The organism is Phenylobacterium sp. NIBR 498073 (assembly GCF_027286305.1).
Taxonomy (GTDB): domain Bacteria; phylum Pseudomonadota; class Alphaproteobacteria; order Caulobacterales; family Caulobacteraceae; genus Phenylobacterium.
Map to the genome: position 1 here is coordinate 3,811,264 of NZ_CP114599.1, position 24,482 is coordinate 3,835,745.

The 24,482-nt window shown below is 69.9% G+C and carries 20 protein-coding genes and 1 tRNA gene; 11 read left to right on the plus strand and 10 right to left on the minus strand.

Features of this window, described 5'->3' with window-relative positions; translation table 11 throughout:
• Nucleotides 1-17: 17 nt before the first annotated feature.
• Together O4N75_RS18935 and O4N75_RS18940 are read left to right on the plus strand one after the other, a co-directional pair.
• Nucleotides 18-3,215: a glycoside hydrolase family 99-like domain-containing protein gene (locus O4N75_RS18935; RefSeq protein WP_269626996.1), complete on the plus strand. Its 3,198-nt coding sequence runs from the start codon at nucleotides 18-20 to the stop codon at nucleotides 3,213-3,215.
• Entirely contained in the window at nucleotides 3,212-4,354 is a 1,143-nt protein-coding gene (locus O4N75_RS18940) for a glycosyltransferase family 4 protein (protein WP_269626997.1), read from the plus strand. Before O4N75_RS18935 ends, O4N75_RS18940 begins: the two co-directional genes overlap by 4 nt.
• A gap of 139 nt (nucleotides 4,355-4,493) precedes the next feature.
• Here O4N75_RS18940 and O4N75_RS18945 read toward each other — a convergent pair whose 3' ends face one another.
• Nucleotides 4,494-5,189: a hypothetical protein gene (locus O4N75_RS18945; RefSeq protein ID WP_269626998.1), complete on the minus strand. Its 696-nt coding sequence runs from the start codon at nucleotides 5,187-5,189 to the stop codon at nucleotides 4,494-4,496.
• A gap of 207 nt (nucleotides 5,190-5,396) precedes the next feature.
• Between O4N75_RS18945 and O4N75_RS18950 the strand changes: the two genes are divergently transcribed.
• The 6 genes from O4N75_RS18950 (at nucleotide 5,397) to O4N75_RS18975 (ending at nucleotide 12,034) form a co-directional block, all read left to right on the plus strand.
• Nucleotides 5,397-6,434 (plus strand): dehydrogenase, encoded by a 1,038-nt coding sequence (locus tag O4N75_RS18950; RefSeq protein ID WP_269626999.1) that lies wholly within the window; start codon nucleotides 5,397-5,399, stop codon nucleotides 6,432-6,434.
• Between the two features lie 10 nt (nucleotides 6,435-6,444).
• A complete protein-coding gene (locus tag O4N75_RS18955) occupies nucleotides 6,445-7,170 on the plus strand; it encodes a methyltransferase domain-containing protein (protein ID WP_269627000.1) in 726 nt (241 codons plus the stop codon).
• Between the two features lie 142 nt (nucleotides 7,171-7,312).
• On the plus strand, nucleotides 7,313-8,146 hold the full coding sequence (locus tag O4N75_RS18960; protein WP_269627001.1) for an ABC transporter permease: 834 nt from the start codon (nucleotides 7,313-7,315) through the stop codon (nucleotides 8,144-8,146).
• Nucleotides 8,143-8,898 carry an ABC transporter ATP-binding protein gene (locus O4N75_RS18965; RefSeq protein WP_267231224.1) on the plus strand — a complete coding sequence of 252 codons (756 nt, stop codon included), beginning with the start codon at nucleotides 8,143-8,145 and terminating at the stop codon, nucleotides 8,896-8,898. Before O4N75_RS18960 ends, O4N75_RS18965 begins: the two co-directional genes overlap by 4 nt.
• A 17-nt stretch (nucleotides 8,899-8,915) precedes the next feature.
• A complete protein-coding gene (locus tag O4N75_RS18970; RefSeq protein WP_269627002.1) occupies nucleotides 8,916-10,799 on the plus strand; it encodes a hypothetical protein in 1,884 nt (627 codons plus the stop codon).
• The gene (locus O4N75_RS18975; RefSeq protein WP_269627003.1) at nucleotides 10,796-12,034 is read left to right on the plus strand and encodes a glycosyltransferase family 4 protein; all 1,239 of its coding nucleotides are present in this window, start codon (nucleotides 10,796-10,798) and stop codon (nucleotides 12,032-12,034) included. Before O4N75_RS18970 ends, O4N75_RS18975 begins: the two co-directional genes overlap by 4 nt.
• Here O4N75_RS18975 and O4N75_RS18980 read toward each other — a convergent pair.
• A complete protein-coding gene (locus tag O4N75_RS18980; protein ID WP_269627004.1) occupies nucleotides 12,019-13,224 on the minus strand; it encodes an MFS transporter in 1,206 nt (401 codons plus the stop codon). The genes O4N75_RS18975 and O4N75_RS18980 overlap by 16 nt on opposite strands.
• 140 nt (nucleotides 13,225-13,364) lie before the next feature.
• Nucleotides 13,365-13,649, minus strand: a complete 285-nt coding sequence (locus O4N75_RS18985) for a hypothetical protein (RefSeq protein WP_267231220.1) — start codon at nucleotides 13,647-13,649, stop codon at nucleotides 13,365-13,367.
• Between the two features lie 96 nt (nucleotides 13,650-13,745).
• Here O4N75_RS18985 and O4N75_RS18990 point away from each other — a divergent pair, with 96 nt between their 5' ends.
• The 3 genes from O4N75_RS18990 to tauD are packed head-to-tail and all read left to right on the plus strand — an operon-like array spanning nucleotide 13,746 to nucleotide 16,600.
• Complete coding sequence (locus tag O4N75_RS18990; protein WP_269627005.1) at nucleotides 13,746-14,402, plus strand: type II toxin-antitoxin system HicB family antitoxin; 657 nt, start codon at nucleotides 13,746-13,748, stop codon at nucleotides 14,400-14,402.
• Between the two features lie 6 nt (nucleotides 14,403-14,408).
• On the plus strand, nucleotides 14,409-15,671 hold the full coding sequence (locus O4N75_RS18995) for a DUF445 domain-containing protein (protein WP_269627006.1): 1,263 nt from the start codon (nucleotides 14,409-14,411) through the stop codon (nucleotides 15,669-15,671).
• Between the two features lie 50 nt (nucleotides 15,672-15,721).
• Nucleotides 15,722-16,600: a taurine dioxygenase gene (tauD, locus tag O4N75_RS19000; protein WP_269627007.1), complete on the plus strand. Its 879-nt coding sequence runs from the start codon at nucleotides 15,722-15,724 to the stop codon at nucleotides 16,598-16,600.
• 3 nt (nucleotides 16,601-16,603) lie between these two features.
• Here tauD and O4N75_RS19005 read toward each other — a convergent pair whose 3' ends face one another.
• The 7 genes from O4N75_RS19005 to O4N75_RS19035 form a co-directional block, all read right to left on the minus strand.
• Entirely contained in the window at nucleotides 16,604-18,265 is a 1,662-nt protein-coding gene (locus O4N75_RS19005; protein ID WP_269627008.1) for a glycosyltransferase family 4 protein, read from the minus strand.
• 85 nt (nucleotides 18,266-18,350) lie between these two features.
• The gene (locus tag O4N75_RS19010; protein WP_269629390.1) at nucleotides 18,351-19,004 is read right to left on the minus strand and encodes a 2OG-Fe dioxygenase family protein; all 654 of its coding nucleotides are present in this window, start codon (nucleotides 19,002-19,004) and stop codon (nucleotides 18,351-18,353) included.
• A 230-nt stretch (nucleotides 19,005-19,234) separates the two neighbouring features.
• Entirely contained in the window at nucleotides 19,235-19,972 is a 738-nt protein-coding gene (locus O4N75_RS19015) for a hypothetical protein (protein WP_269627009.1), read from the minus strand.
• Nucleotides 19,973-20,001: 29 nt separating this feature from the next.
• Nucleotides 20,002-21,630 carry an ABC-F family ATP-binding cassette domain-containing protein gene (locus O4N75_RS19020; RefSeq protein ID WP_269627010.1) on the minus strand — a complete coding sequence of 543 codons (1,629 nt, stop codon included), beginning with the start codon at nucleotides 21,628-21,630 and terminating at the stop codon, nucleotides 20,002-20,004.
• 168 nt (nucleotides 21,631-21,798) lie between these two features.
• Nucleotides 21,799-21,875: transfer RNA gene (locus tag O4N75_RS19025), tRNA-Arg, on the minus strand.
• A gap of 96 nt (nucleotides 21,876-21,971) precedes the next feature.
• Nucleotides 21,972-23,246, minus strand: a complete 1,275-nt coding sequence (locus O4N75_RS19030; RefSeq protein ID WP_269627011.1) for a hypothetical protein — start codon at nucleotides 23,244-23,246, stop codon at nucleotides 21,972-21,974.
• A gap of 114 nt (nucleotides 23,247-23,360) precedes the next feature.
• Nucleotides 23,361-24,383 carry a P1 family peptidase gene (locus tag O4N75_RS19035; protein WP_269629391.1) on the minus strand — a complete coding sequence of 341 codons (1,023 nt, stop codon included), beginning with the start codon at nucleotides 24,381-24,383 and terminating at the stop codon, nucleotides 23,361-23,363.
• Nucleotides 24,384-24,482: the final 99 nt, after the last annotated feature.

Consider the following 24,482-nt stretch of genomic DNA (forward strand, 5'->3'; position numbering starts at 1 on the left):
GCCCGAGAATACCGACCGTGGCCAACGACACTCACCCCCCCGTTCCCGACAACACGGCCGAGGCCTTGCTCGCCAAGCGCCGCGACCTGCATCGCGCCCGGCGCGTGGTGGCCGAGGATCGCTGGAACCGCTTCCGCAAGGCGGCCGCCCGCCGGGTCGGCCTGGCCGACAAGGGCCCGACCGAACAGCGCATCGACCTGATGCTGGCCCGCGCCAAGTGGCCTGGCCGCGCGGCGCTGATCGCCCGCTCGGGGGTCTGGGACTTCAAGCTGCGGACCGGCCTGGGGCGCGACGGCGGCCAGGCGCGCGACCTGATTGGCTATGTCCGCGCCGGCCCGGACGGCGGCGTCAATCCCAAGGCCCTGTTCGACCAGGCCTGGTACCTGGAAAACAACGACGACCTGCGCGGCTCGCACTGGGCGCCGCTGGCTCACTACCTAGTCGCCGGCGACCAGGAGGGACGCGCCCCTCACCCGCTGTTCGACCTGAAGGACTATCGCAGCCGCCACGCCGTCAAGGTCGCCGCCACCGGGCTGACCGCCCTGCAGCACTACCTGCACAAGGGGGTCACCGAAGGCTACGACCCGCATCCGCTGTTCGACGTGCGCCACTATGTCGGCCAGGCCGAGGAGGTCGCCGACAGCGGCGAGAACCCGTTGGTCCACTACCTGCGCGAGGGCTGGCGCAAGGGCTACGAGCCGCACCCGCTGTTCAGCGGCGCCTGGTACCTGGCGATGAACCCCGACGTGGCCGAGGCCGACGTCGCGCCGCTGCTGCACTATGCGACCAGCGGCGCCAGCGAGATGCGCAGCCCCCACCCGCTGTTCGAGCCGGGCTGGTACATGGACCGCTATCGCGACGCCGCCCCGATGGGCTCCAGCGCGCTGGCCCACTTCCTGGCGCACGGGTTCGAGGAACGCCGCGACCCCAGCATTCACTTCGACACCGCCTTCTACCTCGACCAGCAGGCCGAGATGCCGGCCGCCATGCATCCGGTCGTCCACTACCTGACCGAAGGCGCCTTCGAGGGCGTCTCCCCGGCGGCCGACTTCAACGAGATCGCCTACCTGCTGGAAAACCCGCAGGCGGCCGAACAGCCGGTCTCGTCGCTGGAGCACTGGGCCCTGAGCCGCACGCCCAAGCCCGAGCCGGGCGCCACCGTGGCGCGCCCGCAGGGTGAGGCGGGATTGTTCGAACAGCTGCGCGCCGCGGGCCGGGCCCGCGACGCCGGCGCCTATGACAACCAAGCCTATCGCGACCTGAAGGCGGCCCGCAAACGCATCCGCGAGCGGGCGATCGGCGACGTGCGCGTCAAGCCCTTCGACCTGATCAAGGTCGAGGCCCGCGACATCGACAAGGCCGCCGCCGGCCTGGCCTTCGCCGCGCCGCAGGCGCCGCAGGTCTCGATCGTCATCCCGGCCTACAACAACCTGACCTTCACCCTCGAATGCCTGGCCGCGCTGCAGGCCTGCGGCGACCTGGACGAGGCTGAAGTCATCGTCATCGACGACGCCTCGAGCGACGACACCGCCAGGGTGCTGGCCAAGATCGCCGGCCTGAAGCTGATCTCGAACCCCGAGAACCTCGGCTTCATCCGCACCTGCAACCGCGCCGCCGACGAGGCGCGCGGCGAGTTCTTGGTGTTCCTGAACAACGACGTCCAGGTGCGCCCCGGCTGGCTGCCGGCGCTACTGGCGCCGTTCGCCGAAGAGGCCGACGTCGGCGCCGTCGCCCCGAAGATGCTGTTCCCCGACGGCCGCCTGCAGGAGGCCGGCGCCCGCATCGGCGTCGACGGCGCTGCGGAGATGATCGGCCTGTTCGAGGACCCGCAACTGCCGCGCTGGAACGTGCGGCGCGAGGTCGACTACGCCTCCGGCGCCTGCCTGATGGTCCGCCGGACGGTGTTCGGCGAGCTGAACGGCTTCGACCTGACCTTCGCGCCGGCCTATTGCGAGGATGCCGATCTCTGCTTCCGCCTGCGCGAGCGCGGTCTGCGGGTGATCTACGAGCCGACCTCGGCCATCGTCCACCACCTGAGCGTCACCGCCAATTCGATCGACAGCGGTTACAAGCACCGTCTGGCGACGCGCAATCAGCAGAAGTTCGTCGAGCGCTGGGGCGAGCGGCTGGAAGCCCTGAACCGCGTGCGGACCATCGCCTTCCACCTGCCGCAGTTCCATACGGTGGCCGAGAACGACCGCTGGTGGGGTCCCGGCTTCACCGAGTGGACCAATGTCAGCCGCGCGCTGCCGAACTATCGCGGCCACTACCAGCCGCACGTGCCGGCCGACCTCGGCTTCTACGACCTGTCGAATCCCGAGGCGATGCGCCGTCAGGCCGAGCTCGCCAGCCGCTACGGGATCGGCGGCTTCTGCCACTATTTCTACTGGTTCACCGGCGGGCGTCGCATCCTCGAGACGCCGCTGGAGCCGCTGCTGGACGGCGGCGCGGACGATTTCCCGTTCTGCCTCTGCTGGGCCAACGAGAACTGGACCCGCACCTGGGACGGCCAGGAGCGCGACGTGCTGCTGGCCCAGACCTATGCGAGCGGCGACGCCGAGGCCTCGATCGCCGAGATGGAGCCGTTCCTGCAGCGGCCGAACTACATCCGGGTGAATGGCAAGCCGCTGGTGCTCATCTATCGCCCGGGCCTGCTGCCCGACGCCAAGGCCTGGGCCGACGCCTGGCGCGACCATTGCCGCCAGGCCGGGATCGGCGAGATCTACCTGGCCTTCGTCGAGAGCTTCGAGAAGGCCGGCGGCAAAACCGATCCGGCCAGCATCGGCTTCGACGCCTCGGTGGAGTTCCCGCCGGCCGGAAACGGCGCGCTGATCCATCCGCCCGGCCCGCTCTACAACGCCCGCTTCGAGGGCCGCGTGAACGACTACCGCCAGATGGTCCGCAACTATCTCGGGACCGAGCCGCTGGGCCACAAGCGCTTCCGCGGGGTGATGCCGTCCTGGGACAACACCCCCCGCCGCCAGGACAGCGGCTGGAACTACCAGCACGCCACCCCCGGCGCCTTCCAGGCCTGGACCGAGGCGATGTTCGAGGAGACCCGCCGCCAGAACTTCGGCGACGAGCGGATCGTGTTCATCAACGCCTGGAACGAATGGGGCGAAGGCGCCCACCTGGAGCCCGACCAGCGCTTCGGCCATGCCTGGCTCGAGGCGATCAAGAACGCCGCCGACGCCGACCTGCTGGACAAGTCATGACGCCTGAAGACCTCGTCCTCGTCGGCCATCCGTTCTCGGCCATCGGCATGGCCGAGCATGTGCGCTCGGCCTTCCGCGCCTTCCGCGCCGCCGGCGCCACGCCCGGCGTCATCGACATCTACGGCATGGACCGGAACAAGGACCCCGATTTCGAACGGGAGTTCGCCGGCCACATCGTTCCGAAGCTGAGCCCCAAGGCCAACCTCTTCTGCATCAACGCCGACGAGGTCGACCAGGCGATGGGCGTGCTCGAACACCTGGGCTCAGGCCCGGCTTTCGAAAGCGCCTACAACATCATCTATCCGGCCTGGGAGCTGGCCAAGTACCCCGCGCCGTGGGCCAAGGTGCTCGACCGTTTCGACGAGGTCTGGGCGCCGTCGCAGTTCATCCAGGGCGCGGTCGCCGCCGCGACCACCCGACCGATCACGCACATGCCGCTGTCGGTCGAGCTGACCATGTCGTCGTTCCTCGGCCGCCGGCATTTCGGCATTCCGGAGAACGCCTTCGTCTGCCTGTTCTTCTTCGACTTCTCGTCCTACGCCGAGCGCAAGAACCCGTTCGCCATGCTGGAGGCGTTCGAGAAGCTGGTCGCCCAGCGTCCGCATGCGCCCCTGCATGCGGTCGTGAAGTACAAGGGCGGCGACGACGGCAATCCGGCCCGCAAGGAGCTGGAACGGCGCATCCGCGCGATGGGCGGCCAGATCCAGGCGATCACCCGCCAGCTCAGCGACAACGAGATCAAGAACCTGGTCCGCTGCTGCGACGCCTTCGTGTCGCTGCACCGGTCCGAGGGCTTCGGCCGCGGGCCGGCCGAGGCGATGGTCATGGGCCGCGCGGCGGTGGCGACCAACTACTCGGGCAATCTCGACTTCATGACGCCCGACACCAGCCTGCTGGTCGACTGCAAGCTGATCCCCGTCGCCCCGGACGCCTACCTGTTCGGCGAGGGCCAGGTCTGGGCCGATCCGTCGGTGGACCACGCCGTGGAGCTGATCGGCGGTCTGCTGGACGATCCGGCTTGGACCCGGGCGCTCGGCGAGCGCGCGCGCCGCCACATCCGCACGAACTTCAGCGCCCGGGCGATCGGCCTGCGCTACGTGGCGCGGATGGAGGAACTGGCCGCCGCCAAGGCGGCCTGAGCCGCCCGCTTCGGCGGAGCATTCTCTAGAGCGTGACAACTTCAAGTGGAAGCCGGTTGAAGCGGCCGTCACGCTCTACGCTTTTGGAGATAGACCCTTTTTGTCCGGTTCAGGTGATTCCCCCTGAACCGGAAAGGGTCTAGCGCTGGGCGATGGTGGTCGGCCCCACCGGGGCCTGGGCCAGCGCGGTCACGCCGGGGTTCTCGGTCACCGCGACCTGATGCACGACGAAGCCGCCGCCGGCGGCGTCGTCCGTGTCGACCCGGATCTGATCGATCAGCGAGTTGGTCCAGTCGTCGCCGCCCATCTTCAGCTTGGCCATGTCATAGACCAGCACGACGGTCTCGTTGACCGCAGGGTCGGCGCCGTCGCGCGGCTTGGCCTGATACTCGCCCGCCTCGCCGTGCTCGGCGGTGGAATAGAAGATCGAACCGTCCCAGTCGGCGCCGGCGCGGGTGCGGGTCAGGCGCACGAGGACCAGCGAATAGCGGCTGCCGTCGAGCGCCAGCCCCTTGGGCGAGCGCAGCATGGAGTCCGCCGCGCCGTTGCGCAGGTCGATGCCGACGGGACTGGCCGGCAGCACCTCGCCGCCGCCGGCGACGAAGCCCTCGGTCGAGCCGTCGAAGGTCCAGAGCCGACCGGCCTTCAGCGGCGCGCCGTTGATCTCGAAGCGTTGGGCGGCGTCGTTCCAGGCCACGGCCTGGGCCCGCAGGTTCTCAACGCCCCTGACCGGCTCAGGCGCCGTGGCCGCGCGCGCCCACGGCGCCGGCTGGTCGCAGGCCGAAAGGGTCAGGGCGATAGCCGCCGCACCCGCAATGTTGAGGATGGCTTTCATACGATACTTCCGAGCGCCCCCGGGGGGGAGGATTGGGCGGCCCACAGCCCAGATAGATAGCCGCCCCGGCTCTCGCCAGGGTCGCAGCGAAGATACTGCATCGAGTCGCCCGACCGTCGTCTGGCGCCGATGACGGTTGCCAAGCTGGCCGGCGGCGACTACCCCGCCCTCATCGCAGTCAGTCAGGTCGGGATCAGATCGCCCCTCATGCGTCATGAACTGGTGCGCGCCCGCGCTCCCCTTCGTCTCGGTTTCGGCGGCGGCAGCACGGACGTCTCGCCCTATTGCGACGAGCACGGCGGGGTGGTGCTGAACGCGGCCATCGACCTCTTCGCCCACGTCACCGTCCAGGCCCGCGACGACGGCCAGGTCCGCCTGGTCGCCGCCGACCGCGACCAGACCTGGCAGGCGAACGCGGTCGCGCCACTGCCGACCGACGAGCCGCTGCGCCTGCTGAAGGGCGTCTACAACCGCTTCATGGCCGATCATGCCGGGGGGCGCGCCCTGCCGCTCACCCTGGTCTCCTACGCCGACTGCCCGCCCGGCTCGGGTTTGGGCTCATCGTCCGCACTCGTCGTCGCGATGGTGGAGGCCATGCGCAGGTTCATGGGACTGTCGATGGACGCCCATGCGGTCGCCAGGCTGGCGTTCGACATCGAACGGCGCGAGCTGGGCCTGGCCGGCGGCGCGCAGGACCAGTACGCGGCCGCTTATGGCGGCCTCAACCTCATGCGGTTCTTCGACGCCGCGCGGGTCGAGGTCGAGAGCGTCGCGGTGCCGGACAAGGTGATGAAGGAGCTGGAGGCCAGCCTGGTGCTCTACTTCACCGGGGTCAGCCGCGAATCCGCCGCGATCATCGACGAGCAGACCGCCAACATGCGCAGTCACGCCCCCAAGTCGATCGAGAGCCTGCACGCCATCAAGGCCAGCGCCTTCGAAATGCGCGACGCCCTGGTGGCCGGCGACCTGCCGCGCTTCGGCGCCCTGCTCGACTCCGGCTGGAGCCTGAAGAAGCAGACCGCCCACAACATGTCCTCGCCGATGATCGACTCCGTCTACGAGGCGGCCAAGAGCTTCGGGGTGTTCGGCGGCAAGGTGTCGGGGGCCGGCGGCGGCGGGTTCATGATGTTCCTCGTCGACCCGACGCGGCGCGAGGGGCTCAAGCGCCTGCTGGGCGGCTTCGGCGGCGTGGCCCAGGCCGCCCGTTTCACCTCGACCGGGGCCGAATCCTGGGACGTACGATAGGATCAAGACCTTGAAAGAACTTTCGAAATCCATCGTCCGCCGGATGGCCGACCCGAACTTCACCCGTCGCTGGTTCATCGGCGAGGGGCTGGACATCGGCGGCAAGCCCGACCCGCTGTCGCTCTACGTGCCGTTCTTCCCGGGCCTGAAGTCCGTGCGGGTCTGGGACTGGGAGGACGGCGACGCCCAGTTCCTCGAAGGCCTGGCCCCCGAGAGCCTCGACTTCGTCCATTCCAGCCACTGCCTGGAGCACCTGGTCGATCCGCGCCAGGGGCTGAAGGCCTGGTTCGGCGCGATCAAGCCGGGCGGCTTCCTGGTCGTCACCGTGCCGGACGAGGACCTCTACGAACAGGGCGTGTTCCCCTCGACCCACAACCGCGACCACAAGTGGACCTTCACCATGCTGAAGGCCAAGTCCTGGTCGGACCGTTCGATCAACGTGCTGGAGCTCCTGTCTGACCTCGGGCCAGCCGCCGACGTCGAGAAGGTGGCGCTGCTCAACTCGACCTTCCGCTACGACCTGCCGCGCTACGACCAGACCCTGACGCCGATCGGCGAATGCGGGATCGAGTTCGTGGTCCGCAAGCGCTCGGCCGCCGAGCTGGCGGCCGGCGGCCTGGTGCGCGACGTCGCCCAGCCCTCGCCCGCCGACCGCCGCCACTTCAACCAGTACCGGGCCGACCACGCCCACATGAAGACCAGCGCTCCGCCCTTCGAGGACGAAAGCGAGCTGTAACCTCCAGCTGGCGGCGCCGGAGCGGATTTTCCTTTGGATTCCACGCCCGGCGCCATGCTTGCGCCGTAAAATGCGACCTGTTACCCACCGGCGAGCGCCACAGATGGCCGGTGCGTCGGCGCGCTCTTGGTCGGGAGACTGAATGCAATCCGCACAACACATGGTTCGCACCGGACGGCGCGGCCCCATGCACGAGTTCAGCATGGCGTTCGCCGACCTGCGCGCCTCGCTCGACCGCATCGGCCTGGCCTGGTCGCTGGCCAAGCACGACGTCGTCTCGCGCTATCGCGGATCGATCCTCGGCCCGTTCTGGATCACCCTGTCCATGGGCCTGATGGTGGCCGGGATCGGCTTCCTCTACGCCAACCTGTTCAAGGTGCCGGTCAACGAGTTCATCCCCTATGTGGCGCTCGGCATCGTCGTCTGGGGTCTGATCGCCAACGTCATCCTCGAGGGCTGCCAGACCTTCGTGCAGGCGGCCGGCATCCTGAGCCAGAGCTCGCTGCCGATGTTCACCTTCGTGTGGCGCACGGTGATGCGCAACGTGATCAACCTGGCGCACCACCTGATCATCATCGTCGGCGTGCTGGTCTATTACGACCACTGGCGCCAGACCGACGTGCTGATGGGCGCGGTCGGCGTGCTGCTGCTGCTGGTCAACATCGCCTGGATCAGCCTGGCGGCCGGCATCGCCTCGGCCCGCTTCCGCGACATTCCGCAGATCGTCGGCTCGGTCGTGCAGTTCGCGATGTTCATGACCCCGGTGTTCTGGCTGCCCGGCGGACGGCTGCTGGATCACGCGGTGCTGGTGCTCAACCCATTCTATCACCTGCTCGAAGTCGTCCGCGCGCCGCTGCTCGGCAATGTCGTGGACCCGCGCACCTACATCTTCATGGTGGTCCTGGCCGTGCTCGGCTGGGCCGGAACCTTCACCACCTTCGCCCTCACTCGTCGACGGATCGTGCACTACCTATGAAGGGCCCCGAGGTCTCCATCCGGGTCACCGACCTGACCCTGCGCTTCCCGGTCTACGGGGTCGATTCCAAGTCGCTGAAGAAGCACCTGGCGCGCATCACCGTGGGCGGCAAGCTGGGCCGCACGGGCATGGGCGCGCCCGAGGTCACGGCGCTGTCGAACATCAATCTCGAACTGAAGTCGGGCGACCGCCTGGGGCTGATCGGCCACAACGGGTCGGGCAAGACCACACTGCTGCGCGCCCTGGCCGGCGCCTACGAGCCCGACGAGGGCACCATCGACGTGCACGGCCAGATCGCCGCCATGCTCGACCTGAACCTTGGCATCGACCCGTCGGCGACCGGGCTCGACAACATCCGCCTGCGCGGCCGCATCGCCGGCCTCTCCGCCAAGGAGATCGAGCAGCGCATGCAGGAGATCGGCGAGTTCACCGGCCTCGGCCCGTTCCTGGCCATGCCGCTGAAAACCTACTCGGCCGGCATGCAGGCGCGCCTGGCCTTCGCCGTGGCCACCGCCGTCCATGCCGACGTCATCCTGATGGACGAGTGGATCGCCGTCGGCGACGCCGACTTCCAGAAGCTCGCCCACAAGCGGATCCTGGAGCTGATGGAGCGCGCCGGCATCCTGGTGCTGGCCTCGCACGACCTCGAACTGATCCGCCTCTACTGCAACAAGGTCATGCGGATCGAAAGCGGGGTCGCCTCCAAGATCATGGACGTCAAGAAGCTGGACGAACTGCTGGCCGCCGCCTGACGCCCCGGGGAGCGACCTTGGACTTCATCTTCACCATCGTCTCGCGCAACTACGCCGCTCAGGCCGCCAGCCTGATGGAGAGCCTGGGCGCCATCGAGCCCGGCATCCGCCGCGTGGTCGTCACCACCGACGGCCCGATCGCCTTCAAGGATCCGGGCATCCGCACCCTCGACGCCGCCAGTGTCGTGCCGGACTTCGCGGCCATGTGCGCCTATTACGACGCACTGGAGCTCAACACCGCGGTCAAGCCGTTGTGCTTCAAGGCGCTGCTCTCGGAAGAGGGCGTCACCTCCGGCGCCTATTTCGATCCCGACATCTGGGTCTATCGCCCGCTCGACGCGGTGCGCGAGGGACTGGCCAAGGCGCCCCTGGCCCTGACCCCGCACACCACCCGTCCGCTGCGCGGCGAGGCCAGCCCCAACGACCACGTCATCCTGCAGTCGGGCTCCTTCAATCTCGGCTTTGCGGCCATGCGGGCCGAGCCGGAGATCTTCGACCTGCTCGACTGGTGGGCCGAGAAGCTGCGCTTCGACTGCCGCGTCGACTTCGCCGCCGGCCTGTTCACCGACCAGAAGTGGATGGACCTGGCGCCGGGCCTGGTCAGCGACCTGGCCATCCTGCGCACGCCGACCCTGAACCTCGCCTACTGGAACCTCGAGGGCCGCCAGGTCGCCCGCACGTCGGACGGCTGGAGCGTCGACGGCCAGCCGCTGGCCTTCTTCCACTTCTCCGGCTTCGACCCCACGCGGCCGGATCTGCTCTCCAAGCACCAGGACCGCATCAAGGTCACGCCGCGCTCGGACCTCGCCGCCCTGCTCGCCGACTACGCCCAGGCGCTGCTGCGCAACGGCCATGTCGAAGCCTCTGCCATCCCCTACGCTCACCGCGCCTTCCCTTCGGGCGAACTCGTCCCGCGCGAGACCCGTCGCCGTATGCTGGCCGCGGCCCGCGCCGGCGAGGATTTCGGGGGCGGCCTGACCTCGGCGGCCGAGGCCTGGGCCGCGGTGCGGCCCGGCGAGGTGCTCCGCGAGCCGCTCGGCGGCCTGCCGGACGGGCCCTGGCTGACGGGCTCGGCCGAACTGACCAGCTGGCTGACCAGCACGCCGCAGGCGCCGGCGGTCGGCGCCCTGACCCATGCGCGCCGCGACCTGCGCGACCGCTTCGCCGCCGACGAAGCGGGCCTCAAGGCCTGGCTGCTGGGCCCCGAATCGATCGACGGCCGCTTCTCGGCCCGGCTGGCCCCGCCCGAGGCCTTCGCCGAACCGGAACTGGCCCTGCGCGCCGCCCGCCAGGTGGCCGGCGACCTCTCCGAAGCCAAGCTGCGCTTCGCGGCCTACGGCCTGGCCCATCGCGCCGCCTGGCCGCAATGGGTGGGCACGGCGCTGCGCTCGGGCTTCAACGCCCCGGTGCGCGAACTGGCCCGCGGCATGCCGTTCCCGCGCCTGTTCCTGTCGATCTGGGAAAGCCGCGGCGACCTGCAGCGGCTGTTTCCGCTGACCACCTTCAAGGGCCGCTTCGGCTTCCTGCGCTGGCTGATCGGCGGCGGACTGGCCGAATACGGCGTCGACGTCGCCGCCCTGCCGCAGACGATCGACAGCCATCCGGTGTTCGAGCTCGCCCGCCTGTCGGTGCGCCGCGAGCCGGTCGAGGCTGGCCGCGCCCCGGCCGCCGGCGCCATCAACACCCTGCTGGCGGTCGAGCGCTGGACGCCCGACGCCGCCGGCGGCGAGGCGCTGGTGTTCGACGCCGGCGCGGGCCGCTTCCGCACGCCGCAGGGCGCGCCCGCCGATCCCCCCGCCCGCGTCGGCAAGCTGGTGTTCCGCACCGCACCGGGGCTGATCGCCGCCGACGCCGTGGCCCTGCTGGCCCAGGGCGTCGCCTGGGAGTCCGCCAGCGCATGAGTATGCTGTCCTCCGCCCGCGGCGCCTGGCGCGCGCTGACGCCCGAGCCTGTCCGCCGCCTGGCCCAGCCGATCCTGGGGCCGGCGCTGGAGGCCTATGTCCGCCATCAGGCCCGCGCCCCGCACGACGCGCAGACCACCAGCGGCCCGATCCGGGTGGTCGGCGACTTCGGCGGCTCCTACGGCATCGCCGCCTCGGCCAAGCTGGCCGTGCGCGCGTTCGAGGCGCTGGGCGCGCCGGTCGAAGAGGTCCACATCGCCGGCGCCAAGCTGGACTGGATCGGCGCCTCCGAGGCCGCCCGCACGCCCGGCCCCTGGATCTTCCACGTCAACGCGCCAGAGCTGCTGGCCGCACTGGCCTTCCTCGGCCCCAAGAACGTCCGCGGCCCACGTTACGGCTACTGGGCCTGGGAGCTGCCCCGCGCGCCGAAGTCCTGGCTGAAGGACGCCGCCTTCCTGGAGGAGGTATGGGTTCCCAGCGCCTTCACCGGCGCGGCCCTGACCGGCGCCAAGGCCCCGGTCCGGGTGGTGCCGCACCCGCTGTTCATGGAGGACTATCGCGGCGTCGTCCCCGCCCCGCGCGACGAGCGGTTCACCGCCGTGACCCTGTTCGACTTCAAGTCCTCGGCCGCCCGCAAGAACCCCGAGGCGATGATCGCCGCCTTCGCCCGGGCCTTCCCGGACGACCCCACCGCCCGGCTGGTGATCAAGACCCAGAACGGCGCTGCCTTCCCCGACTTCCTGGCCCGTCTGCGCGCCCAGGCTCCGGCCAATGTCGAGGTGCTGGACGTGGTCTGGCCCTACGCCCAGGTGAAGAGCCTGATCGCCTCGGCCGACGTGCTCATCTCGCTGCACCGGGCCGAGGGCTTCGGCCTGACCATGGCCGAGGCCATGGCGCTCGGCACGCCGGTGATCGGCACCGGCTGGTCGGGCAATGTCGACTTCATGGACGAGACCTGCGCCCTGGTGATCCCCTCGCAGCCCATCGCTGTGGACGACCCGCAGGGCATCTATCGCGGCCAGACCTGGGCCGACCCGGACGTCGAAGCCGCCGCCCAGGCCCTGCGCCGGCTGCGCACCGACCGCGACCTGGCCGCGCGGCTGTCGCAGGCCGGCAAGCGCCGGGTCGCCGAGCAGCTCTCTCCCCAAGCCTGGTTCGCCACTCTGCCCGACGGCGTGCAGCGCGCCGCCCTGGCTGCGGCCGGCGCCTCGCGACGGGCTCAGGCCTCGCGATAGGGCTTGGCGTAGGTGGTCAGCACGAACACCGCCGCCATCGTCACCACCGCCGCCGGGGCCAGCGCGTTCAGCACATCGCCTGGACCGTAGCCGACCGCCCGCAGCTGGCCGGCGATCAACGGCCCGACGATCGACCCGAGCCGCCCGGCCGCGACCGAGGCGCCCGCCCCCGCCGCGCGGAACAGCGGCGGATAATAGGCCGGCGCCAGGGCGTAGAGCACGTAGAGGCCGCCGATGACCGTGAAGCCGGCGGCGGCGGACGCGGCCAGGATCATCGGCAGGCCGGTCGCCGCGGCCAGGGCGTAGAGCGCGCCGGCCAGGCCCGCGAACACCGCGACCAACAGCCAACGATAGCCGACCTTGTCCGCCGCCCAGCCCAGCACCAGCGAACCGACCACCGCCGCGAGATTCATCGCGAAGGCTGCGGCCGCGCCTTCAGCCGCCGTGAAGCCCTTGGCCACGACCAGCAGCGGCAGCCAGTTCAGCAACAGGTAGGTGACCAGCAGGTCGAGCGCGAACACCGCCCAGATCAGGACCGTGGCCAGGCCCCGGCCGTCCGCGAACAGCCCCGTCAGCAGCTGCGGCGGCGGGCCGTCACCGGCGCGCGCGGGGCGGGTTTCGGGCAGCAGGAAGTAGACCACCGGCACCAGCATCAACGGCAGGGCGCCGCCGATCATGAACAGCATCCGCCAGTCCACGCCCCCGGCCTCGCCGACCTGGGCCGCAAGGGCCACGAGCGCCCCGCCGACCGGCAGGCCGCAGAACATGCTGGTGGTGGTCAGCGCCCGGCGGTGCGGCGGACTGATCTCGCTGGCGATGGCGATCAGGTTGGGCATCGCCCCGCCGAAACCGAGCCCGGTGGCCAGCCGCGCCAGGGTCAGGGTCTCGAAATTCGTGGCCAGGGCCGTGGCCAGCGAGAACATCCCGAACAGCGCCACCGAGCCCAACAGCACCGGCCGGCGGCCGTAACGGTCGGCTGCCCAGCCGCCGAACAGCGCCCCGATCACCAGCCCGATCATCGCCGCGCTGCCCGCCCAGCCGAGCTGCGCGGGGCCCAGGCCGAGTTCGGGCGCCATGTGCGGCGCGGCGACCCCGAACGCCTGGATGTCGTAGCCTTCCAGTGCGGCGATACCGAAGCAGATGGCGACGATCAGGCCCGGCTTCGCCGCACGCGTGCTCGCTCCTGTCATGGCCTATCTCTCCCCGGCGCACTGGATCTGCAGGCTGCCCGCCTTCGCTATACAAATCGTGTTCGCGAGCGTTCAGTAAACAGGAAGCGCTTGGACCGCCGCGTCAATGCCCCCAAGGAACTTGCGGCCGCCGCGCGGGGCTAGCCGTCAAGGCGATCCGGCGTGAAGCTGATCACGCCCTGGCGTTCCAGCTCGGTCAGGATCTGATCGATCTGGCTGCGCAGCTCCAGCATGCAGTTCGGGGTCAGGATCAGATAGCCGGACTTGACCTTGTGCTCCTCGCCCGCCTCGTCGGCGACGTTGGCTGCAAAGGCGAGCCGCGCGACCCCGGACTGGAAGCCGAGCCCGGCCATGGCGTCGCCGAAGATCATCGGCAGGTCGAACTCAGGCAATCCGGGCGGGCTGGGCATGGGGCCTGATCGCATGATTCCCAGTCCTGCGGCCAAGGCGCACACGATGGCTTGAATTTGCGCAAAACTACACAACGTCTATTCTTCGTTTCTTCGCGGAGGATCCTCCCCATGACCACCCTCGTCTTCGTCGCCCAGGCCCGCACCGCCCCGGCCGGCGGCTACAGCGCCAGTTTCCCCGACCTGCCCGGACTCGCCGTCGAGGGCGCCGACATCGCCGCCCTGGTCGTCGCCGCCCGCGAAACCGTGCTGAAGGAGCTGCAGCGCCTGGCCGACGACGGTCACGACTGGCCCAAGCCCACCGCCCTGGAAGCCGTCGCGGCCGAGGCCGGGGTGATCCCGTTCCTGGTCGACGTTGCGGTCGAGGACACGCCAGTGCGGGTGAACATCTCGATCGGCGAGCGGCTGCTGAAACGCATCGACCAGGCCGCCGAGACCCGCGGCATGAGCCGCTCGGGCTTCATCGCCTCGGCGGCGCGCACCGCCCTCGGCGAAAAGATCGGCGCCGGGACGGGCGCGGACTTCGACGCCATCGCCCGCAAGCTGCAGGACGAATGGTCTGTGCTCGGCCGCAAGATCACCGACAGCCTCGGCCCGGACTCAGCCTTCAACCGCAGCGTCAACGATTTCGACGCCAAGCTGACCGAGACCATCCGCAAGACCGCCGACAACATCTCGGCCGCCATGGCGCGCCGCAAGGAGGCCGAAGCCCGCAAGGACGAGGCCCCCAAGGATGGGGCGAGCCAACCCGCCGACGCGGCGATCTAGTCCGACATGGCGGCAGGCACGATCGCGACGACCGCGTCGCCAGACGCACTGAAGCTGCGCGACCTGAAGCGCATGCAAGCCATCGCCACCGGGCTGCTGGTGGCGATGGCGGTCGTCTTCGTCGCCGCCAGCCGCGGCGACGACTACTGGCCGTGGCTCGCCTATGTCCGCGCCTTCGCCGAGGCGGCGATGGTCGGGGCCTGCGCCGACTGGTTCGCAGTGACCGCGATCTTCCGCCGCCCCCTGGGGCTGCCGATCCCGCACACCGGCATCATTCCGCGCAACAAGGACCGCATCGGCCAGGCGCTGGGCGGCTTCATCGCCGACAACTTCCTGACGGTCGACGTGCTCGACAGCCGCTTGAAGCAGATCGAGGTCGCCCGCTGGGGCGGCGAGTGGCTGCGCCAGCCGCGCCATGCGCGGCGGCTGGCCAGACGGCTGTCCGGCCTCGTTCCCACCATCCTGAAGGTGCTGCCGCGCGACATGCTGCGCGAGACCGCCGGCTCGGCGGCGACCGCCGCCATCCGCGCCGTGCCGGCCGCCCCGACCGCCTCCAAGCTGCTGGCCGCCTTCTGGAACGAAGGCCGCTCACAGGCCGCCTTCGACTGGGGACTCGGCAAGCTGGCCGCCTACCTCGAAGCCAACGAGGAGACCATCCAGGAGAAAGTCGAGGCCAAATCCTGGAAGTGGATGCCCAAGTTCATCGACAAGATGATCGCCCAGAAGGTCACCACCGGCCTTGGCGAGCTGCTGGTCGAGATGCGCGCGCCCGACCATCCCTGGCGCCAGGAGCTCAAGGCCTGGATCGAGAGCTTCATCGACCGCCTGGCCCATGATCCCGAGCTGATCGCCAAGGGCGAGGACCTCAAGGCCAAGCTGCTGGCCGACCCGGCCCTGCGCGAGCAGGCGGCCGGCGTCTGGCGCGACATCGAACAGCGGCTGGTCGACGGCGACGGCGCGGGCCTGACCGAACGGCTCGAGCAGATGCTGACCGCGCTCGGCGAATGGCTGCACACCGAGGAGACCGCCCAGGCGCGGCTGAACGAATGGGCGCGGATCCTGGCCCGCCAGGTCATCGCCCCGCGCCGCCACGAGATCGGCGGCTTCGTCGCCCAGGTGGTGGCGAGTTGGGACACCAAGGGCGTGGTCGACAAGCTCGAGCTGCAGATCGGCAAGGACCTGCAGTACATCCGCGTCAACGGCACGCTTGTAGGCGGGCTGGTGGGCCTCGCGATCTTTTCTGCGAGCCGCGCCTTCGGACTCCAGTAGCGCCGTTCTCCCGCGCGCGCTTAGATGCGCCACCACGCGGAGAACTCGACATGGCCCAGTTCAAGGTGACCCCTCTGACCCCGACCATCGGGGCCCTGATCGAAGGCGTCGACCTCGCCCAGCCGGTCAGCGACGACCTGCTGCAGGCGATCCGCCAGGCGTTCCTCAAGCACCAGGTGGTGTTCTTCGAGGATCAGCACATCACCCCGGTCCAGCACCGCGACTTCGCCGCCCGCTTCGGCGCGCTGCACACCCACCCGCTCTATCCGGGGGTGCCCGAGGCGCCCGAGCTGTTCATCCTGGACAACCACAAGGACAACCCGACCGACAACGACAGCTGGCACACCGACGTCACCTTCATCGAGACCCCGCCGATGGCCTCGATCCTCTACGCCAAGCACCTGCCGCCGTCGGGGGGCGACACGATCTGGTCGAACATGAAGGCGGCCTACGAGGCGCTGTCGCCGGCCTTCCGCGAGTTCCTGGCCAGCCTCGACGCCGTGCACGACTTCGCCCGCGGCTTCCCCACCCGCGGGATCGTCGCCAACGCCGCGGGCGAGGACAAGCACGCCAAGGCCGCCGCCGAGCACCCGCCGGTGCTGCATCCGGTGATCCGCACCCATCCGGAGACCGGCGAGGACGGGCTGTTCGTCAATTTCGGCTTCACCGAGCGGATCAAGGGCCTGCGCCGCAAGGAGAGCGACGCGATCCTGAACATGCTGTTCGAGCACATCCAGAAGCCGGAGTTTCTGGTCCGCTGGCGCTGGAGCCCCAACGCCATCGCCTTCTGGGACAACCGCGTGACCCAGCACTATGCGGTCAACGACTACCTGCCCCACCGCCGGATCATGAATCGGGCCACCGTGCTGGGCGACCGGCCCTATCACCGCTCGCGGCTGCCGGCCGGGGTCAAGGCCGCAGCCGAATAGGCCCTAGCGCCAGTCCAGCAGCCCGAGCTTGCACATCCAGACGATGGACATGCCGAGCAGCTGCTGACGGTTTTGCGGGAACGGCGCGACCAGCTCGCGCACGCTCAGTTCGCCCTCTGCGATCAGCCGCGTCAGCATGGCCACGCTCTCCTCATGCGACGCCCTGGCCCCGGACGCGTAGTCGTCCAGCCGAATGGTCTTGGTGCGTTCGAGGTCGGCCAAGGTGATCCCAGGCCGGGCGACGACACGGGTTCCGGCGCCCAGCACCGAGGTCGCGAACCTCGCGAACGCGCCATAGGGCTCGGTCTTGGTCGGATTGCGCGTGTACTTCAGCTCTTCGGGCTGTGCGGCGAGCCGGATGGCCTCAAGCTCAGTGAGAAGTTCCTGCAAGCCCGCGACGACAACCTTCCAGTCGAAGGTTTCGCGAATGCGACGACGGCCGGCGTCGCGCATCTTGGCGCGCAGCTCCGGTGAGGCGATCAGATCGGCGATCCGCGCCGCCGCATCGCCCACATTGATCGCCGTGTGCTGGGCCACCGAGCCGACATAGGCCTGATAGGTCAGGCCCATGTGGAGATGGCGGTTCAGCAACCCCTGTCCCGCGCCGCGCGGCCCGCCCAGCGAGCGGACCAGGAACCCGTCGATCCCGTCGCGGATCGTGAAGCGATAGCCGTCCCAGTCGCTGGCCACAACCGGCATGCCAGCAGCCATCGCCTCCAGCGGCGTGATCCCGAAGGTCTCCTGGATGTTGTCCACCAGCGACAGGAATATGTCGCCTGCCGCCCACATCCTGCCGACCAGATCGCTGTCGTTGCCGTTCAGGTAGTGGACGCTGACCGACGGCGCATAGGCCTGAACCGTCTCCTGGTACATCTCGCGGTGGAGCGCGGGGTCCGGGAACCATCCGACCAGCGCGAAGTGCACCTTGACGCCGCTCGCCCGCGCCGCCTCTTCCGCCGCCCGGAACATCGGCTGCGGAAAGGCCTTCTCGAAGAAGGACAAGCGGCCGACCCACATCACCACGATGTCGTCGGGCCCGACGCCCATCTCCTCGCGGGTCGCGGCGCGCACGTCGGGGCGGTCGGCCAGGGCGGCGAAGGCCGCGCCCTCGACCCCCAGCGGCAGCAACGGCAGGTGCGGGCGGATCTGCTTGGTTCCGCCGTAGCGGTCGGCCAGGTAGCCGGTCCACTCGTCGAACATCTCGACCAGCGACTCCTGCACCACCGGCGAGGTGCAGATCAGCGCGTCCCAGGGCTGCATCGGCGCCACCGCCGCCTTGGCGATCATGTCGCGCATCGCCGGCGGCGCCAGGGTGTGGACCATGCCCACCAGGCTGTAGGCGTTCTCGAGCCCGACCTGCCGACGCAGCCAGGCCATGTCGGTCAACTCCGGCACCCCGCGCACAAGCGCGCCGGCGTCCTTGGCCGGGCCCAGGTCCAGTAAGTGGGTGGTCGCGACCTGCGGCCGTGCGACCTCGCCCGGGGTCAGGCCCATGACCAGGTCCGCCGGCGACACCTGCGCCCCCGTCAGGAAGTCGACCCGGTCGACGTCGGCGTAGCGCAGCACCGCCTTGAACAGCTCGACATTGGCGACGTCCTTGCCGAACGGGTTGTGCTTCGGCCGCACGCCGGCGGACGGATGATAAAGCGCGATACTGCGTGCCAAGGCGGCGTTCCCCGTTCGAAGTCGCCGTCTAAGCCGCGGCCCCTGGGCGGTGGTCTCGCACAGCCGCTGCGCCGAGCCAAGCGGCCTAGGGGTCGCCGCGCCGGAACGTCACGACCAGGACGTCACGATAGGCCGGGCGCGTCGGATCGACCGGCTCGATCGCCGTCACGCCGTGAAACACCCTGTGGTCGTCGATGAACACCGCGTCCAGCGGCTCCAGCAGGGTGAAGCTGCCCAGGGCGCCGCCGGCCGGATCGAAGATGTCGGTGACGCCGGCGGCGACATTCTCGCGGGCCGCCAGCATGACCAGCACCCAGTCCACGCCATCGCGGTGCGCGCCCTCCGGCGTCGGGCGCCCCGCCTCGCCGGCCCGCGCCTCGATGCGGAACTGGTGCATCTCGGTTCGCCACGGAAACCCGGCGTCCTGCCCGGCCACGGCCCCGAACACGTCCAGCGAGGCGTCGAGGATGGCGCGGGTCAGCGGCAGGTCGCAGACCTGCGGCGTGATCGGCTCGAACCAGCGCTCGACCCCGCCGTTCAGCCGGTTGTAATCCAGGCTCTGGAAGTGCGGCTGATGGGCCAGGCGCTCGATGCGGCCGGGCCGAGCCTCCAGCGCCGCATACCGCCGCCGCCGATAGCGCCCGCCGTCGGCCATGTACTCGTCCACAGCCAGGTCGTTCCAGCTCGCCGCCCACGCGGCCCAGTCGGCCAGCGGCGCCTCTCCCAACAGGCGGCGCATCTGCGGCCCGCGCACCCGCGCGAACCCGTCCCTGGCCACCTGCAGTCTGATCTCGTCGAGCAATGGCGCGCTCCTTAAGCGCACCGCAGCTATGCCGTTCCGGGCGACATTCAAGCCCGATCGCGTATCACGCGAGGCGTTTATTCACTGGGCCTGCTCGAAGGTCTGGGCGTTGAGCTGCAGGGTGGGCGGCGCGCCGCGCGGATCGATCCCCGGCGGCGTGGCGACCATCAGATACACCGTCGGCCCGGCGTCATAGCGCAGCTCGAGCGTGCCCTTGCGGATCGCATAGGCGCCGCGTCCCTTCTCGACCACCTGCGCCTCGCGCGCACTGGGGTCGGGGCCGAGCTTCTCCCAGGAGAGATAGCGCAGCAGCCCAGCCTCGCGGAAACGGCCGTCCGGACCAAGTTGCAGCGCGACGACCGCCTCGCCTTCTCACGGTCGAAAACCCCCCAGGTCCCGTCGAGACGCTCGGCGTCGAGCAGGTGCATCCGCCGATAGCTGATCGGCCGTTCCTGCTTGCGCAGCACGCCGGCGGCGTCGAGGCGGAAGGTGGTGTCGCTCCCTGAGGCGTCGTTGCGGAAGCGGATTTCGTCGCCCCGGCGCTCATACGTCCCGCATTCGGCGTAGCGACACTCGTAGTCCCAGTCGACCGCCCGCCCGAGCCCCTCGCTGGGAAAGCCGCGGAACGCGCGCCCATCGGCCAGGAAGGTGTAGTAGTCGGTGCGCACCCGCTCGCTGATCTGATCGGCGCGCAGGCCGAAATAGACGCCCTCCAGGCCCGCCCCGCCCTGCGGCGCGCTGCACGCCGCGCCCGCCCAGACGGCGGCGAACGCCGCCGCCCAGCCCAACACCGCCCGTCCGCCCGCCGCCATCACCGCCTCGCCGATCTGTTCGTCGAAGCTTGCTAGCGCGCACCCGGCGCGCGCGCCTCCGCCATTCGAAGGAAACCGCGTGATCGGCCGCAAGGTCGGCGCCGACCGCAGGACGCCTCCCGCTAGCCGCCCGGATGCAGACCCGGCGCTTCCTGGCCCGTCCGCGCGACATACTCCGCATAGCCGCCGCCGTACTGATGGACGCCCTGCGGCGTCAGTTCCAGCACGCGGTTCGACAGCGCCGCCAGGAAATGGCGGTCGTGCGAGACGAACAGCATGGTGCCCTCGAAGTCCGCGAGGGCCGCGACCAGCATCTCCTTGGTCGCCATGTCGAGGTGGTTGGTCGGCTCGTCGAGCACCAGCAGGTTCGGCGGATCGAACAGCATCTTGGCCATGACCAGACGCGCCTTCTCGCCGCCGGACAGGACGCGGCACGGCTTGTCGACATCATCGCCGGAGAAGCCGAAGCACCCCGCCAGGGTGCGCAGCGCGCCCTGGCCGGCTTGCGGGAAGGAACCGTCCAGCGACTCGAAGATCGTCTCCTCGCCGTCCAACAGGTCCATGGAGTGCTGCGCGAAGTAGCCCATCTTGACGCTGGCCCCGATGCTGACCGTGCCCTGGTCCGGCGCGGCGGCGCCTGCCACCAGTTTGAGCAGCGTCGACTTGCCGGCGCCGTTGGCGCCCAGAACGCACCAGCGTTCCTTGCGCCGCACCAGGAAATCGAGCCCCTCATAGATCGGTTGGGCGCCGTAGCCCTTGTGGATGTTGCGCAGCGCGACCACGTCGTCGCCCGACCGCGGCGGGCTCTGGAATTCGAACTGCACCGACTGGCGGCGGCGCGGAGCCTCGACGCGTTCGATCTTGTCGAGCTTCTTGACCCGGCTCTGCACCTGGGCGGCATGCGAGGCGCGCGCCTTGAACTTCTCGATGAACTTGATTTCCTTGGCCAGCATGGCCTGCTGGCGCTCGTACTGCGCCTGGCGCTGCTGCTCGCCCAGAGCGCGCTGCTGTTCATAGAAGTCAAGATCGCCCGAATAAGTGGTCAGCGAGCCGGCGTCGATCTCCACCACCTTGCCGATGATGCGGTTCATGAAGGCGCGGTCGTGCGAGGTCATCAGCAGCGCGCCGTCGTAGTTCTTGAGGAAAGCCTCCAGCCAGATCAGGCTTTCCAGGTCGAGATGGTTGCTGGGTTCGTCCAGCAGCATGCCGTCGGGCCGCATCAGCAGGATGCGAGCCAGCGCGACGCGCATCTTCCAGCCGCCGGACAGCAGGCCGACGTCGCCGTCCATGCGTTCCTGGCTGAAGCTCAAGCCCGCCAGCACCTCGCGCGCCCGCGCGTCCAGCGCATAGCCGTCCAGCTCCTCGAAACGCTCCTGCACCTCGCCATAGCGTTCGATGATGGCGTCCATCTTGTCGGCCTGGTCCGGATCGACCATGGCGGCCTCGAGCTGGGCCATTTCGGCGGCCAGCGCGCTGACCGGGCCGACGCCGTCCATCACCGCGGCGACGGCGCTCTGGCCCGACATCTCGCCGACGTCCTGGCTGAAATAGCCGATGGTCATTCCGGGATCGATCGCGACCAGCCCGTCGTCGGGTTGCTCCTGACCGGTGATCATCCGGAACAGCGTCGTCTTGCCGGCGCCGTTCGGGCCGACCAGCCCGACCTTCTCCCCCTTCTGGACGCCCATCGACGCTTCGATGAACAGAATCTGGTGGCCGTTCTGCTTGGAGATGTTGTCGAGGCGGATCATGGGGCGGCCTGCTAACGCGGCCGAGGCGAGAACGCCAGTCCTCTGGCCGCCGCACCCCCGGCGCGGACCCGCGCAGCCTCAACTCAAGACTTGAGTATTCGCCGCGGGGACCACCGGAACTTCCGCCGAGCCCCTCAAGGGTAGGATTTTGATTTCATTGGGAAGAAATGGCGCGCCCGGAACGATTCGAACGTCCGACCCTCAGATTCGTAGTCTGATGCTCTATCCAGCTGAGCTACGGGCGCGCAGTGCCTTTCGGCGAAGGCGCGGAACCTAGTCGGGGAGGCTCGGGTTGGCAAGCCGGGGCGAGAGGAAAATTTCGCCCCGGCCGATTTTCTTTTTCAGAGCCCCGGCAGACGGCCGCCGAGCCCCTTCAAAATCGCGCCGCCGACCCCCGGAACGCCGAAGGGCGACTTGCCCGGCTGGCCGCCCTGACCGCCCTGGCCGCCGCGCGCGACGCCGGCGTCGTCGTCGTCCCCGCCCATGCCCGGCATCTCCATGCCCAGCATCCCGCCAGTCTGGGACTTGTAGCGGACCTTGACCGTCCAATCGATGTTCCAGGCGACCTTCGGGTCGGCCGGTCGCGGCGGATAGGAGATGTTGGTCTCGCCGCCATAGGCGGCCAGTTGCACCATCGCCTGGGGCGCGGCCTTGGTGAACTCGACCGGGATCGTGCAGCTGGTCGTGCCAGGCGCCATCAGCGCCCGCGAGGCCACCAGCCGTTTGAGATCGGCCGACGACAGGTAGTCGGGCAGGGCGAAGGCCGAGGCCTGCACCTCGCTCGAGGACCACATCACGATGGTATCGTCGCCCGACGAGCCGATGGCGGTCGCCAGATAGCCCTCGGCGTTGTTCACCGCGTTCCAGGCCAGCTGGCCCGAGCCGCTGGGGTTCATCAGGTTCTTGGTCAGGTTCAGCGGCCCGAGGAAATCCTGCTGGGCGGCGAGGGTGAACTTGATGTCGGGCGTGTAGCTGCCGCGAATCAGGTGGTCGCCGACCAGCGAACCTCCGCCCGGCACCGAGGTGCGGGTCTTCTCATTGGGCCATTCGCCATAGGTGGTGTTGCGGCTGGGCGACGGCGGCTGCATCGGCGAGCCGAGCTGGGCGGCCAGGGCCTGCATGCCGGGGGGAACCTGGCCGGCGGCGACCTTGGCGAAGTCGATGACGATCGGTTGGCCGGCCTTGGCGTGTTCGCCGCAGCCCCAGTAGATCAGCATCTTGCCCTTGGGCTTGTAATTCTCGGGCATGCGGCCGTCTTCGCGCGGCGGCGCGGCGGCGACTTTCGGCGTCAGCAGCGGCAGGCTCTGCCCCGCCTGCAGGGCCGCCGGCGGCAGGTGTTCGGCGGCCGGCTCGCCGGTCGGCTTGCGCGAGGAGCCGAGCTGCAGGGTGAGGGTCTTGGAGACGTTGGAGCCGCCGCCGCCCATCATCGCGCCCATCATGGCGCCCATGGACGGCCGCCCGCCGCCGCCGCCCATCGCGCCGAACCCGGTCTGGGTCTGGGCGCTCATCCAGTAGGTGGCGACCGGGCCGGTCACCTGCTGCTTGGTCTGCGCATCGGCCGCACCGGCCGCCAGGCCGACACCGGCGACCAGCGCCGTCGTTCTCACCCACTGCATGGGCAGGTCTCCATTCAGAACTCTAAGAACGCGGGTCTCTAAACTGTATGCGCAGCTGCAGCGTTCTCCAAATCGCCGAACAGTCCCAGGCGAGCGACGAAAGCGCCGAAGCCGTCAGACCGGCAGATCGCGCCAGCCGCGCGCGCCCGGCCAGGGGGCCGCGGCATGAACCCCGCGGGCTGTCGCGCGGGCCAGGACGTCGGCCGCCAGCGCCCCGATCCGGGCCACCGCAAAGTCTGCGCCCTCGGCCGGCAGCGGCCGGCGCGCGGTCGACAGCGCGAACACCACGTCGCCGTCGAACGGCGCGTGCACCGGGCGGATGGCGCGGGCCAGCCCGTCCTGGGCCATGATCGCCACCCGCCGCGCCTGGGCCGGGGTCAGGGCGACGTCGGTGGCCACGCAGGCGATGGTGGTGTTCATCCGCGCCTTGGGATCGGATTTGGCCAGGCCCCAATCGTCGGGCCCAGCCGCCAGGCCCGCGGCCCCCAGGCCGCCGAACTCGCCGGCCAGCTCGTAGGGCGCGGCCCAGAACGACCTGCCGCCCGGCGCCACGACCGACCCGAACGAGTTGACGCAGACCAGCGCCCCGACCGTAATCCCGTCGGCGCTGACGATCGAGGCCGATCCGGTCCCGCCTTTCAGCGACCCGGCCATCGCGCCATAGCCTGCGCCGGCCGTGCCGAGGTCGAAGTCGAGAGCCGCGGCGAGCGCCGCCTCGCGGCCGAGCCGGCGATAGGGCGGCTCCTCGCCCCAGGCCTTGTCGCCGCCATTGGCTAGGTCGTAGAGGATCGCGCCGGGCACCACCGGCGAGCGCGGGACGCCGCTCGTGCTGACCAGCCCGTACCCGCGCCCCTGCGCCCCCAGCCAGGCCACCACGCCGTCGGCCGCCGCCAGCCCGTAGACCGAGCCGCCCGACAACACGATGGCGTCGACCGCGTCGACGAGGTTCTCCGGCGCCAGGGCGTCGGTCTCGCGGGTGCCGGGACCGCCGCCGCGCACGTCGCAGCCGGCGACGGCGCGCTCATCAGGCAGAATGACGCTGACCCCCGTACGGGCGGCCGCGTCGCTCGCCTGGCCGACCTTCAGGCCCGGCACGTCGGTGATCAGGTTGCGCGCGCCCGGCGCGGCGGAAGGCATCTGGCTCATAATCGGCATCGAAAGCACGGCGGCGCATTTGTTGTCCACGCGCGGATGGCTATGGTGGCGCTCTCCTCCCCTCCGCCTCCGACGGGTTCT

What these genes read in the sequence shown, in the direction of transcription:
- O4N75_RS19030 (WP_269627011.1), bottom strand. Translation starts at nt 23,246, where the DNA reads ATGCAGTGGGTGAGAACGACGGCGCTGGTCGCCGGTGTCGGCCTGGCG.
- O4N75_RS18965 (WP_267231224.1), top strand. Translation starts at nt 8,143, where the DNA reads ATGAAGGGCCCCGAGGTCTCCATCCGGGTCACCGACCTGACCCTGCGC.
- O4N75_RS19010 (WP_269629390.1), bottom strand. Translation starts at nt 19,004, where the DNA reads ATGCGCCGCCTGTTGGGAGAGGCGCCGCTGGCCGACTGGGCCGCGTGG.
- O4N75_RS18975 (WP_269627003.1), top strand. Translation starts at nt 10,796, where the DNA reads ATGAGTATGCTGTCCTCCGCCCGCGGCGCCTGGCGCGCGCTGACGCCC.
- O4N75_RS18945 (WP_269626998.1), bottom strand. Translation starts at nt 5,189, where the DNA reads ATGAAAGCCATCCTCAACATTGCGGGTGCGGCGGCTATCGCCCTGACC.
- O4N75_RS18960 (WP_269627001.1), top strand. Translation starts at nt 7,313, where the DNA reads ATGCAATCCGCACAACACATGGTTCGCACCGGACGGCGCGGCCCCATG.
- O4N75_RS19035 (WP_269629391.1), bottom strand. Translation starts at nt 24,383, where the DNA reads ATGCCTTCCGCCGCGCCGGGCGCGCGCAACCTGATCACCGACGTGCCG.
- O4N75_RS18950 (WP_269626999.1), top strand. Translation starts at nt 5,397, where the DNA reads ATGCGTCATGAACTGGTGCGCGCCCGCGCTCCCCTTCGTCTCGGTTTC.
- O4N75_RS19020 (WP_269627010.1), bottom strand. Translation starts at nt 21,630, where the DNA reads ATGATCCGCCTCGACAACATCTCCAAGCAGAACGGCCACCAGATTCTG.
- O4N75_RS18990 (WP_269627005.1), top strand. Translation starts at nt 13,746, where the DNA reads ATGACCACCCTCGTCTTCGTCGCCCAGGCCCGCACCGCCCCGGCCGGC.
- O4N75_RS18995 (WP_269627006.1), top strand. Translation starts at nt 14,409, where the DNA reads ATGGCGGCAGGCACGATCGCGACGACCGCGTCGCCAGACGCACTGAAG.
- O4N75_RS18980 (WP_269627004.1), bottom strand. Translation starts at nt 13,224, where the DNA reads ATGACAGGAGCGAGCACGCGTGCGGCGAAGCCGGGCCTGATCGTCGCC.
- tauD (WP_269627007.1), top strand. Translation starts at nt 15,722, where the DNA reads ATGGCCCAGTTCAAGGTGACCCCTCTGACCCCGACCATCGGGGCCCTG.
- O4N75_RS18985 (WP_267231220.1), bottom strand. Translation starts at nt 13,649, where the DNA reads ATGCGATCAGGCCCCATGCCCAGCCCGCCCGGATTGCCTGAGTTCGAC.
- O4N75_RS18940 (WP_269626997.1), top strand. Translation starts at nt 3,212, where the DNA reads ATGACGCCTGAAGACCTCGTCCTCGTCGGCCATCCGTTCTCGGCCATC.